Origin of the sequence: Streptomyces triculaminicus (genome assembly GCF_017349075.1) — a bacterium.
GTDB lineage: Bacteria > Actinomycetota > Actinomycetes > Streptomycetales > Streptomycetaceae > Streptomyces > Streptomyces triculaminicus.
Window position 1 is genome coordinate 914,718 of the sequence record NZ_JAFMOF010000003.1, and the last position, 12,181, is coordinate 926,898.

7 protein-coding genes and 1 pseudogene are annotated in these 12,181 nt (G+C 68.1%); 4 read left to right on the forward strand and 4 right to left on the reverse strand.

Annotation, left to right across the window (positions count from 1 at the left end):
* Positions 1-56: 56 nt before the first annotated feature.
* Positions 57-1,877: a DUF262 domain-containing protein gene (locus J1792_RS22670; RefSeq protein WP_086571292.1), complete on the forward strand. Its 1,821-nt coding sequence runs from the start codon at positions 57-59 to the stop codon at positions 1,875-1,877.
* Entirely contained in the window at positions 1,877-2,917 is a 1,041-nt protein-coding gene (locus J1792_RS22675; protein ID WP_242646344.1) for a CBS domain-containing protein, read from the forward strand. The genes J1792_RS22670 and J1792_RS22675 overlap by 1 nt, the downstream gene beginning before the upstream one ends.
* A 12-nt stretch (positions 2,918-2,929) precedes the next feature.
* Here J1792_RS22675 and pglZ read toward each other — a convergent pair whose 3' ends face one another.
* From pglZ to J1792_RS22695, 4 genes are all read right to left on the reverse strand, one after another.
* Entirely contained in the window at positions 2,930-5,842 is a 2,913-nt protein-coding gene (pglZ, locus tag J1792_RS22680) for a BREX-2 system phosphatase PglZ (RefSeq protein ID WP_086571289.1), read from the reverse strand.
* A complete protein-coding gene (gene pglY / locus J1792_RS22685) occupies positions 5,839-9,747 on the reverse strand; it encodes a BREX-2 system ATPase PglY (protein ID WP_207248053.1) in 3,909 nt (1,302 codons plus the stop codon). Before pglY ends, pglZ begins: the two co-directional genes overlap by 4 nt.
* Before the next feature lie 273 nt (positions 9,748-10,020).
* Positions 10,021-10,254 (reverse strand): DUF7848 domain-containing protein, encoded by a 234-nt coding sequence (locus J1792_RS22690; protein ID WP_086575428.1) that lies wholly within the window; start codon positions 10,252-10,254, stop codon positions 10,021-10,023.
* Entirely contained in the window at positions 10,251-10,490 is a 240-nt protein-coding gene (locus J1792_RS22695) for a hypothetical protein (protein WP_207248054.1), read from the reverse strand. Before J1792_RS22695 ends, J1792_RS22690 begins: the two co-directional genes overlap by 4 nt.
* 560 nt (positions 10,491-11,050) lie before the next feature.
* Here J1792_RS22695 and J1792_RS22700 point away from each other — a divergent pair.
* Positions 11,051-11,892 (forward strand): annotated as a pseudogene (locus tag J1792_RS22700) (helix-turn-helix domain-containing protein).
* A gap of 26 nt (positions 11,893-11,918) precedes the next feature.
* Entirely contained in the window at positions 11,919-12,110 is a 192-nt protein-coding gene (locus J1792_RS22705) for a DUF397 domain-containing protein (RefSeq protein WP_086569141.1), read from the forward strand.
* Positions 12,111-12,181: the final 71 nt, after the last annotated feature.

The window sequence follows — 12,181 nt, forward strand, 5'->3', positions numbered from 1 at the left end:
GATCTAATCGCTGCCCGCGCGAGAGAGCGTGAACGGCAAGGGTGGGGGATGGGCGCGTGGCAGGACTCGACAATGTGAAGCTCAAGACGCTCCTGGCAGAGGTCGCTTCAGGGGCGCTGCAGCTGCCTGATTTCCAGCGCGACTGGAAATGGGACGACGATCGAATCCGCGCCATTATCGCGACGGTGACGCTCGACTACCCTCTGGGCGTGGTGATGACCCTGGAGACGGGCGGTGATTCCCCGTTCCGGGCCCGGGAGCTCACTGGAGCGCGGTTCGCGGAAGGGCTGGAACCCAGCCTGTTGCTTCTCGACGGTCAGCAGCGTCTGACGTCGCTGTTCCAGGCCCTGTTTCAGGACAGGCCGGTGAAGACGAAGGACGCACGGGACAAGCCCGTTGAACGCTGGTACTACGTTGACATCGAGAAGGCCGTCGGGACTCCTGCGGACCGCGACGAGGCGATCGTCTCCGTGCCGGAGGACAAGGTGCTGCGGGCCAACTTCGCCCGTGACGTCATCCACGACCTGACCAGCACCGAAGGGGAGTGCGCCGCCGGGCTGTTCCCCCTGCACATCGTGTTCGACACCGCGCGGGTGAACGCGTGGCGCCGGGTCTACGAGAGGTCGGACGACAGGCGGTTCGACCTGTGGAGCCGTTTCGAGGAGCAGGTCCTCGAGCATGTGCGCTCGTTTCAAGTTCCCATGATCAAGCTTGCTGCTTCCACCTCCATGGACGCCGTCTGCGCCGTTTTCGAGCGTGTGAACACGGGGGGCGTTCAGCTCACCGTCTTCGAGCTCCTGACCGCCACGTACGCCGGGGACCGCGCCTACCGGGAGCGGGAGGGCACGTACTACCAGCTGCCCCAGGCATGGCAGTCGGTCAAGGAGAATCTGGCGAGCCGCTATCCGGTGTTCGGCCGGCTCGACGTGAGTCTCGACCACGGCCTGAGCAGCAGCGACTTCTTGCAGGCCGTCGCGCTCGTTCGCACCTGGCTGCGCAAGCAGAACGGGCTGGGCACCGGAGTCTCCTGCAAGCGCCGTGACCTTCTCGAACTGCCCCTCACAGACTTCGAATCGCTGGCGCCCCGGCTGGCGGATGCGTTCGGCTGGGTCGGGTCCTTCCTCGAGAAGCAGTGCATCGTGCGTGTCACCGATCTGCCCTATCGCACCCAACTGGTCCCGCTCGCCGCGGTCCGCGCCATTCTCGGCGAGGAGACCGACACGCTTGGCGCCGAGGACATGCTCACTCAGTGGTACTGGTGCGGTGTGCTCGGCGAGATGTACGGCGGCTCGACCGAGACCCGCTTCACCCGCGACGTCGAGCAGCTCGTGGCGTGGATCCGGCGTGAAGGGGTCGCCCCGGAGACCGTCAACGATGCCTACTTCTTCCCGGAGCGACTGGACACCCTCACCACCCGCAACAGCGCCGCCTACAAGGGGATCTACACGCTGCTCATGAAGCAGGGGGCGGTGGACTGGCATTACACGGATGCCCCGCTGAAGCCGGGCCTGCTGGACGAGTACGGGGTGGACATCCGCTACGTCTTCCAGCCGGCCTGGGTGCGCCGCCACCAGGCCGGCAGCGGTTGTCCTGCCAATTCCATCGTCAACAAGACACCACTGTCGTCGCGGGCCGCGCAGGCCCTGACCAGTCCACCGGCGTCCTGCCTCGACTCCCTGGCCGCGGCGGCCGACATGCGTCGCGAATGGTTCGACGATGTGATCGCAACGCACCTGATCGATCCCTATCTTCTGCGGAAGAACGACTATCAGACGTTCTATGCCGCGCGCGCCGGACAGCTTCTGGACATGGTGTACGCGGCCATGGGCAAGCGGACGATCCTGCGTGACATCACGGACGACAAGGCGGTCCGGTGATGGTTCGCCCCAGCGAACGGGAGCTGCTCGACCTCAAGGGGTCCGAGCTGCCCCTGGGGGAATTCCTCGAGCTTTTCGGTGTCAGGGTGCGCCGGCCCTGGAACGTCCATGAAATCGCCCAGGTGTTGAGCGACGCCGGACTTGCCACCCTTCCGGACTTCGCCACCTGCGGGGCAGGGGACAGGGTACAGGTCGTCGCGCTCGTCACGGCGGTGCCCCCGCCCGGGGAGAGCGAGGACCAGGAAGTCGAGGGCGGCTCGCTGCCGTCCAGTGCACTTCCGCAGCGCCTGCTGATCGGTGACCTGCCGTCTGCCCGTGGGGGAGTGCGCTGTGTCTCCGCCAGCAATGCACTGTCCCAGGCGACGTACCTCATGCGCCACCACGGCTGTGACCAGGTACCCGTCACGACAGGCATGACGGCCGTGCACGGCGTCGTCACCTGGCGCTCTCTGGCCCTCATGTACGAGCGGAACAAGGAGCCGACCCTCGACAACGCCATGCAGCAGGAGTACCTGCCGTGGGCCGACGTCCGACAAGAATTCTTCACCTGCTTGCCGATGCTCACGGAGCAGGGCTACCTGCTGGTGAGGCGGGAGGACGGAAGCCTGTCCGGGATCGTGACCCATGCCCATGTCGTCGATCGCTTCAAGAGCGCTGCGCACCCGTTCTTCCTTCTCGGGGAGATCGAGTCCCTCCTGCGCCGGTGGCTGGGAGCCAGTCTCACCGAAGAGGCGGTCAAAGCCGTCCAGACCAACAAGAAGGCCGAGCAGCGTTCGGGCAGGGTCGAAGACCTGATGTTCGGCGACTACGTGCGCCTGCTCGACGGTGAGCAGAAGAAGACGGGCATGGCGCAGCAAGCCGATCTCAACTGGACGGCACTTCAGTGCGGTTCCCTGGACCGTGCGCAGTTCGTCCGACACCTGCAGCAGGTGCAGGCGATCCGGAACCGGATCGCCCACTTCGATGAGGGACCGCTGCCGCCCGAGTCCATGCGAGAGCTGACCGCCTTCACCGCCCTGCTGCGCGACTATGTCGGCTGAGCCACGACGTCATCAGCACGTGGACAGGCCGAACTGCGTCCGCAGCAGACCGTGGTGCAGCCGGAGCGTCCGCCCGTCCGGCAGCGTCTCCAGGACCTGTATACCGTCATAGTTGAGGAGCTGCCGCAGAACCGCCGCGAAGCCGTCGGCCCGGGTGGCGGGGTAACCGGCTCGCTGGGCGAGCGCCGTCGTCGGCAGCGTGCCTCCCGCGTCGAGGAGAGCAAGCAGCGCCTTCTCGACCTTGTCCTGCGGCGGCTTCCGGGCCAGCAAACCGATCTGGTCCTGGAACACCTCCGACGCGACAAGCGCAGCGACCAGGGACTCGTCCGGCGACACCAGCGCCGTGCTGAGCAGAGCCTCCTCGCCGTCGCCCGCCGGCACCGGGGCGACGTCGAACAGCGAGTCGTGCGTCCGGTCGAGCTCGACCTGGGTCTTCGTGGGCTTCTGCCGGCCGGGCTTCTTCGGCGCGGAGGGTGCGGAGGCCCGGTCGGTCTGCACCGCTGCAGGGCGTGGCTGCTGCCCGTCCAGATGCCACCACAGCGGCCGCTGGTCGCCCAGTTCCTTCCACTCCTTGGGCGGAGTCGCGCCGAAGGGGAGGAAGGCGAGAACCGGAATGGCGAACTCGGCGAGAGAGGCACCGCCGTGGTAGCCCGCCTTAAGGGCGGTGTAACGGGAGTCGGCGTCCCACAGCGCGGTGATCGAGGAGCCGGGCTCGGGCCAGACCACACGCGGCCCGGAGAGCTCGACCTCGGCCTTGCCCACCGTCCCGTCCGGAACGCGGTGACGGGCGGACTCGGGGGACTGTGCCTCGGCCCTCACGCCGTGCCGGTCCACCACATGCCCGTGGTCGCTGGTCAGGAGTACGGCCATGCCTTGCGTGGCTGCCACGCGCAGCAGCTCGAGGAGTCCGGGGATGTGGCCGGCACGCCAGGATCCGTCGCCGAGCTTCTGCTCCTTGGCGAGTCGGTCGTCGATGGCGTTCAGGACGACCGCGACGTGTGTGCGCCCGTCGGTGAGGGCCTCGGCGAGGCTGGAGCCGAAGGTATCCCCCACTCCCTCGCCCCGTAGGTCGTCCTTGTGGAACACCGCGGCGGGAGCTCCGCCCCAGAACTTGTGGGCGGGAAACAGGCGCTGTTCGTCCGCCTGCGATCCCTTCACCAGGCTTCCCGCGAAAAGGGACGTACGGGAAACCGCCGTCACCGTCGGCAGAGCGGCCGCCATCGCACGGCGGCGCGGCACACCCTCCTTCACCGGATCGAACTCGGCCCACGAAGCGCGGAGCTCCTCCGCCAGCTCGACGGCGATGGCGGCGCTCATACCGTCCAGCACGAGCAGCAGGACGCGCTGCGCGTTGCCGCCCCGTACGACCGGTTTCACGACCTGGTCGAGGAATGTCTCCACCGTCAGCATCGAACCCGGCCGAGTGCCGGCTGCCGTCCATTCTGCCAGCGTGTGGGCGAAGTTCCGGTCGATCTCGTGACGGCGCTCGCGGACGTGGGCGCCGAGCCGGTCGTACGCGGACTTCAGTACGGGATCGGGGTCGCCGCCGGCCTCGATGTACTCGAGGGCCTGGTCCACCCACCCGGTCTCCGCGACCTGCCGATCGATCGCGGCGGCCACTGTGTCCGTCGCGACAGCCGGGTCGCCCGCCATCCACTGGGCCAGGCGCTGCCCCATACGGGCCCGTTCGATGCGCACTCGTGACTCGGGCAGGTCCGCGCGCCTGTGCACGTCAAGGGAGCCGACCGCCTCCGCCAGAGGCCCGAGCCGTCCGGCTGCCAGGGCCTGCCCCACGGCCGTGAACCGGGCATCGAGGCCCCCGGGGAGTACGGGACTTTCCGCCGCAGCCGCCTCCGCGCCGAACTGGCGGACGAGGGCGGATGCCCGGTCCAGCACGGTCTCGCTCATCCGCCGGGCCTCCCGGCCCTCCTCCGTGGCGCCGCCCGTCCCGCGTGCCGCGATGATGAGCAGCGCGCAGACGTAGCCCTCCGAGGCCCGGCCGAGGGCGGAAGCCAGGGCGTCGAGGTGCTCACCGGTCGCCGGTGGCTGCTCCCCGAACCACCGCTCGGCGCGCCCCCGTGCCCGGTAGACGCCGGCGTCCGGCGCGGCATGCAGCCACAGGGCCGCGCACACCAGGCCGAACGCGACCGCGTCGGCACCGTGCTCGGCCTCCACCAGGGCAAGGAGCCCCCGGCCTGCGAGGCCCGCCTGCTCCTCCTCGCTCAGGAACGCGGCCAGGGCCGCACGCTCGGGTCCGCGCAGCTCGAGGAAACGCTCGGGGCCACCGACGGTCAGGGACCAGTCCAGCAGGGCCTGCGCGTCGAGACTGCCGTCCGCCGGACCGCGCCCCGGGCGGGTGGGCCCGGCATCGCCGTCGTACGGGCCGAGCCGCAGCCGGCGCAGCGCCAGGGCGGACAGGGCCGTCTGCCGGGACAGCACGCCACCCGCGATCGGCGGCCAGCCACCCGGCGGGTTGGCATCCAAAAGTGCCTCAGCGGCCCAGTTGTCCTCCTTGAGCCGGGAGTCCACCTGCTGCGCGCCGAACACCTCGCGGACCACGTCCCAGCTGTCGACGGCCTCGATGCGCTGCTTGTGGGCGCGGGCCAGGATCGCCGGGTCCAGTTCGTTCTGCTCTCGGTCGGTCAGCACCACGAGGACGTCCGGTCCCGCCGCTCCATCAGTGAGGTGACCGATAATCAGCTCGTGGACGGCGAGCGGGGAGGGCGCGGCCGCGACAGCGGCGGTCTGCCCGTCGCCCCACACGGGTCCGGCGGGACCGTCCCACTGGGGCGCCGAGCGCAGCAGCACCGCCCGCCGCTTGCCGCCACCGGTGAGGGAGGCGGCGAGCGAGGACTGGGACGACAGGTACTGGGTGACGGTCGCGAGATTCAGCCGTACGGCGACCGATGTGGCCGATGTCCTCATGCGTCGACGACCCGCCAGGTGATTTCGACGGTGACACCGGGTTCCCGGGACACGAGCTCGGCCAGCTCGGCCTGGAGCTCCGCCACGGCACGGGCTGCCGTGCTGCGCCTGCCACCGGACCGGCGACGCACCTGGACCGGACTGCCGGCGGATGCCGGCGATACGTCCTCCCGGATGGGCGGGTGACTGGTCTGCGTGGTCAGCGAGACGTCCGCTGCTGACCTCGGGGCGGGGACGGGCGCGGGGGCAGGTGATGGGGCGGAGGGCGCCTGATTGCGCTTGATCAGCGCGAGTACCTCGCGCTGCGTGCGTGCCAGGGCCTCGCGGAGGTCGCCGGACCGCTGGTCGCCGCGAGCGGTGTTCCGCAGGGACTCGAGAAGCGCCTGACCTTCCGGGCCCGCGGCCGAGGCAAGGTCGAGCGTGGTCCACGAGGCCGAGGTCAGTGCCTCGGCCACTGCCCTCGCCTGCTTGACCGACGTGCCGTAGCGGTCCGCGGTGACCTCTCCGAGGTCGAAGGAGGCGAGTGCTTCCACCGTCCTCTTCGCTCCCGCCGATCCTTGACCCGCTGCCCGGGCGAGCTCCTTCAGTAGATCGGCGGCCCGCCGGGCCAGGGCGAGGCGGCCCGACTCGTCGGAGTCGTCGAGGCCCAGGAAACCGGCGTGCTCCTCCAGCCGGCGTACCAGCTCGGCAGCCGACTCCTGATAGGTACGAGCCTGCTCCGTGATCTGGCGGGCGAACTGGTTGACCATGCGCCCACGCCGTAGCGCCGGAGCCTTCTGCCCGAAGACGGCCTCGAAACGCTGCCCGGCCGTCTCCCAGGATGCCTCGGAAGGCAGGGGCTGGCTGCGCAGCGCGTCACGGTCCTTGATCGCTGACAGCTCCGGGGCGGGATCGAGCGGCATGCCCTCGCGCACCCACACCCTGTCGTCCATCTCGGCGAAGGACGCCACCACGAGCTTCGCGAGGAAATCGGGCAGGCCGCGCGGCTCCGGCTTGTCGGTCCAGTCCGTGAGAGTGATCAGCGAGAGGTCGCCCGTGACACCCTGGCCGCGTGCGAGCTGACGGAAGTGGTCCGCCCAGTAGGCGGACAGCTCGAAGTACGCCTCCTTCTGCTGACCGAGCCGCAGCGGCCCGGCCACCCGCTGCATGAGCCTGCGATCCACAGCCGGCACTTCGGTTCGCTGATCGCGCGCCTCGGCGGCGGCCCGGATGTGCGTGAACGCCTTCCGCGCGTCGGCCGACGTCACGGTCTTCCCGCTGCCCTCGGGGTCGAGGTCCGGGTGGGCCGGATACTGGCTCGCGAGCAGCTTGCCGGCGATGTGCCGGATGCCGTCGTGCAGGGACTGGCCGATGGAAAAGCTGAGACCGTCGACGTCGCGCAGCGACTCCACGTGGTCGCTGAAGCCCACCTCCACGTCCGTGGCCTTCTTCTCCGCGAGCCCGTACGCCTGCTTGAAAGCCGCCTTGACGTTCTTGAGCAGCGCCTCCCGCTGTGTCTCCAGGAGCCCCTTGGCACGAGCGCGGTTGTCCGCGTTGAGATGGCCCGCGTACTGCGTGTCGAAGCGATGGTCGTCGGCGAGCGCTTTGTCGATGACGACGAGACGGCAGAAGTCCGCGTGCCTCTGGCTCGACAGGTGCGTGGGCAGCCAGGCGACGGTGCGTGACCGTTCCCCCTGCTGCTTGACGCGCAGCCGCCGCATCCGGTCGGCGTCCTCGACCGGCCCGTATTCGCCCTCATCGAAGGGCAGGTCGACGACGATCCGCCAGCGGCCGTCCGTCAGCGGCTCCAGTGCGTGGTCGGGCAGCTCGTCCTCGTCGACGACGTTCCCGAAGACCACCTCGACGGTACGTTCCGTGCCCTGCCACACGAGGTTCAGCTCGTCGACGAGCTTCCCCTGCTCGACGCCGAGTTCCTCCACGAGGATCCGCTTGGCGAGCGCGGCGCGGTTGCTCGGATTGTCATTGACGTTGGCGTTGGCGATGACCGAGTCGACGTCGACGCCGGAGAGCTCGAGGCGGACACCCGGGTTGGCATCCGTGCCCGTCTCCTTGATCTCAGGGAAGCGGCCCGCCCACTCGGCGATCTTGTTCTTGAGAATGCCGTACTCGCGCCCGGGAATCGGGGCGACGACCGAGCCGTAGTTGAGAGCGGAGAGCCGCCGGATCGTCAGATCGGACAGCGCGGGCACGCTCGGGGCGAGTGCGGACAGCAGCAGGGTGCCGACGATCCGGTTGTCGCCGACGAATGCCTTGGCCCGGACCTGCAGGTCCGGATCGGCGATGCTGTCGGGACGGCGCATGTACTGCTCGACGTCCTCGTCCGTCACGTTGTAGGTGGCGAGGAGGTACGGGCGGAGTTTGGTCTTGTACAGCTTGTCGGCCGCCTCGAAGACGACCTTCAGGCTGTCGGTGAAGGGCTTGTCGCCACCCGCGGTGATCAGTGGGTAGAGGTCTCCCACCGGGATCAGATCGCCCAGTCGCAGCTGGTGACGGTGGTTGGCGAGGAGCTGGCCCATCAGCTTCATACCGGTACGGTTCCGCTGGAGGGCGGAGGAGACATGGACGAGGGTGTCCATGAACGCCGGCGAGAACGGGTAGGTGAGACGGAAGCTCGCCTCGTCCGCGCCTATGCCGTCGGAGCCGCGGTCGGAGCCGAGCAGGGTGTCCCAGACCTCGCGGCGCACCTTGCGGGTCTTCGCGAACTCGGCGTCCACGAGCGCGGCCGCTTCGGGGCCCTTGGGCTGGAGGAGCCGGGCGTGGGCGATCTGGGGGAGGTTGCGGTCCTCCAGGGAGATCTTGTCGAAACGGCCGGATGCCAGGTTCAGAGTGTCCTGGATGGACGACTCGGCCGCGCCCGACACCTCGTCGCCGACCAGTTCGCGCAGGTCACGCTGGCGCGCGATGAAGGAGATCACCGGGACGGCACGGCGCGCGTCGGCACCCTCCACGAAGTTCGTGATTTTGCCGGCCTCGCGGGCCACGAACTTCGGGTCGTGAATGAGGGTCGCGAGCCACAGGATCAGCTCGTCCAGGAAGAGGATCAGCCCGTCATAGCCGAGCGACTTGGCGTGCTCGGCAATCACGGACAGGCCGGCGTCGAGCGAGATGAATCCGTGCTCGTCCTCGGCCGCGTTCTTCGCGAACCCAGGCAACAGGTTCGTGCTCGCGTCCTGTACGAGCCGGGCCCGCAGCTCGGCGGGCGTGGACGGGCTCACGAGGTTGAGCGCCTGATCGGCTTCGTGGACCTCCTCGGCGTCGAGGGCCGTATCGAGGAGGGCCGGTGCCCACGCGAAGGACTCGCCCCACTCGTCGCCCTCATCCTCGTTGCCGCCGGCCGCCTCGGCCGAGGTGAGCCCCTTGATGACGGCATCGTCGCCCATGCTGGCCCGCATGGCCCGGATATCCGCGAACAGGGCGTCCGTCCGGTACACCTGCGGGGTGGGGGTCTCCGGATGCAGCTTCTTGACGTGGCTCACGTACCCGCCGAGGACCCGCTGCTCCATGGCCTTGGCCCCAAGCATGTGGTACGGCACGAGCAGGAACCTCTTGCCGTCGGTGGTGAGCCACTCGTGCTTGGTCAGGGTGGAGTCGAACTCACGGCGCTCGCGGGCGGCCGGGCTGCCGCTCAGCAACGCGTGCAGCACCGCCATGAAGTGCGACTTACCGGAACCGAACGAGCCGTGTAAGTAGGCGGCCTTGGAGCGGTGTCCGTCGAGGGCGGCCTTGATGAGCCCGAGAGCCTGGTCGAAGTTCTCCAGCAGCCGCTCGGTGACCACGTAGTCGTGGAGCGCGCGCTCGGCCCCCTCCGGGGCCGTCGCCTCGGACAGCTGCAGGACGAAGTCCGAGGTGGAGATGGACTCCTTGATGTCGATGACATCGCGGAGCAAGGGCGGCTGCTGGGCCATTGCGGGTCTCGCTCTCCTTCTGCGCGGGGTGCCGATGCCGATGTGCTGTTGCACCTACCGGTTGGGGCTTCGGGACATTGTCCCAGCGTCAGGGGCGAATCGCTTGCGCTCCGGTTGCGACCTTGGGCCTTGTGGTGTGACGCCTGTCACGGGTAAGTCGTTTGGTTTGACGTTGATATGTCGGGGCGTCAGAGGCTTCATGACGCCCCAGCGCGCGGCGAAGGTGCGCGAAGGCCCCCGCCGTGGCGTCGGCGGGGGCCGGGAGGGGGCGCGTCACTCTAGGAGCGTTGCCCTCCAGTTCCGGTGGGCGGTTTCCCGGTAGGCGGTGTGGGAGGGGTTGAGCCCGCTGTGACGAAAGGCCCAGTCGCGAGCCGTCTCGAACCCGCGGCAGGGGCCGGAGCTGTCGTGGCAGACGACGCATTCCAACTCATGCGTGATCTGCGGGACGGCGGCGACCTTCTCCTGGCTGATGCTCCACTGGGCGAACCGGAACACGGATCGCGTCACGTCCACCTGCTTCCCCAGTTCGCGACCTGAACCTTGGCGCTGAGCTTCTCGGCGTCGGTCGCGGGCCGGATGTCGTCGAGGCGCGCGTCCCATTCCCGGCCGCCCTTGGGTGGGCGGAGCTGGAGGCAGGGGCCTTCCTTGCCCATGACTTGTCCGATCTTGCGTCGACGCAGGTCCATGACGAGTGAGCCGACCGGGACGGGCTGGGCTTGAGTGGCGTCGTCGGCTGTGTTCACCGGCTTGCCTCCCTGGCGTGGGGTTGGCCTGGCCGGATGTCGAGGCCATGCGCCGTCGCCCACAGCGTGGGCCCTTGGACGGTGCGGGTGGGGGCGAATTGGTGGCAGCCGCAGCGGGGCCGGGGGCCGGGGTGTGGATGGGCTGGGGTGGGGGTGAGGTGAGGGGTGGTGCGGTGGGGCTCAGGGTGGTGTTGGGGGTGAAGCTCCCGGCCGGATGACTGCTCTAGTCCACTCAAGGACGCGGCGGATAAGGTCGTGCAAGTCAACGCTCCTATCTGGCGTTGGCCACGCCCCCGGACCGATGGCACGGTCGCGGGGGTCCTTGCATTCGCACGCCCACCTGCCGTTATGAGCGCATGGGCACGCAAGGAACACGCCCATCGCGGCGCGTAGTTGGCCAGAAACAGAGTGGCGCACATCACGGTGGATTGGCAAGGCGTACACACCAGTTGGCAATTTTGCCAATCAGGGCCCTGGTTCGCCTGTGCGAGCATGCAGCGGGAGCGCAGTCAGCGGGATCGCGTGGCTGGGGCAGCAGCATCGATGGGAGGTGGCGCGGGATGGCGGTGCCAACTGTGCGTCGTCGGCGACTTGGGGCCGAGTTGCGACGTTTGCGTGAAGAGTCCGACTTCACCTTGGAGGAGGTCGAGGCGCGGTCAGGTATCAGCGCCTCGAAGGTGTCAAGGATCGAGAGCGCAACGCGAGGTGCGAAGCCTGACGACGTTGAGCAGCTGCTCCACCTCTACGGGCTCAAGGACAGCGATATTCGAGATCGCCTGCTCAGGATGGCGCGGGATGGTGGTCGGCGCGGTTGGTGGCAGACCTACGACCTCTCTCCTGTCTACTCGGACCTGATCAGTTTGGAATCCGACGCATCGTCGGTGCGCACCTATGAACCTCTGGTGGTTCCAGGACTCTTGCAGACTTCCGCCTACGCTCGCGCGGTGATCGCTGCACATGGCATGACGGCGTCCCCCGAAGACGTCGACGCTCTTGTTGAGGTGCGGATGGCGCGACAGTCCGTATTGACCAAGCCGAGTCCGCTGCGACTCTGGGCGATCATCCACGAAGCGGCATTGCTGGCCAGCGTTCCGGAACAGGGGTTATGCGGGACCAACTCCAGCGCTTGTTGGATGTTGCTGTGTATCCACACGTAACTATTCAGATCTTGCCGTTGGATGCAGAGCTGCATCCTGGTGTGACCGGCGGGTTCACTGCTCTTGGGTTCGGGCAGCCAGGCTTGGAGGTTGTGCTGCTGGAGAACCTGGAAAGCAGCCTCTACGTGGAGGAACCTGCCAACGTGGCACGCTATGCGGAGGCGTTCGAGCGGCTGACTGCGTCAGCGTTGCCGTTTGAAAGGTCGCTCTCCCGCATCACTCAATTGAAGGAACGGGAAAAGTGAGCAGGCATATCCACAGATCCGTTGCGATGAACGTTGTGTGGCATAAGTCCAGCTACAGTGCAAGTAATAGCAATTGCGTTGAAATGGGCGTATTCGGCGCGAGCGTAGCGGTCCGCGACAGCAAAGATCCGCATGGCCCGTCCCTGAATATTTCCGCAAGAGCATGGAGTGAGTTCATATCTGGGATAGGGACGGGGATCTTTCCAGTTGCCAAATGATCCGTGCACGCAACTCCAGCCTGAGTGTGCTCGGAGCTGGCTTGTCCCCCCGGCAGGTCGGCCCACGAGGG

Excerpts from the sequence above, each read along its gene's own strand:
- J1792_RS22675 (WP_242646344.1), top strand. The coding sequence starts at position 1,877 with ATGGTTCGCCCCAGCGAACGGGAGCTGCTCGACCTCAAGGGGTCCGAG.
- pglZ (WP_086571289.1), bottom strand. The coding sequence starts at position 5,842 with ATGAGGACATCGGCCACATCGGTCGCCGTACGGCTGAATCTCGCGACC.
- pglY (WP_207248053.1), bottom strand. The coding sequence starts at position 9,747 with ATGGCCCAGCAGCCGCCCTTGCTCCGCGATGTCATCGACATCAAGGAG.
- J1792_RS22705 (WP_086569141.1), top strand. The coding sequence starts at position 11,919 with ATGAACGTTGTGTGGCATAAGTCCAGCTACAGTGCAAGTAATAGCAAT.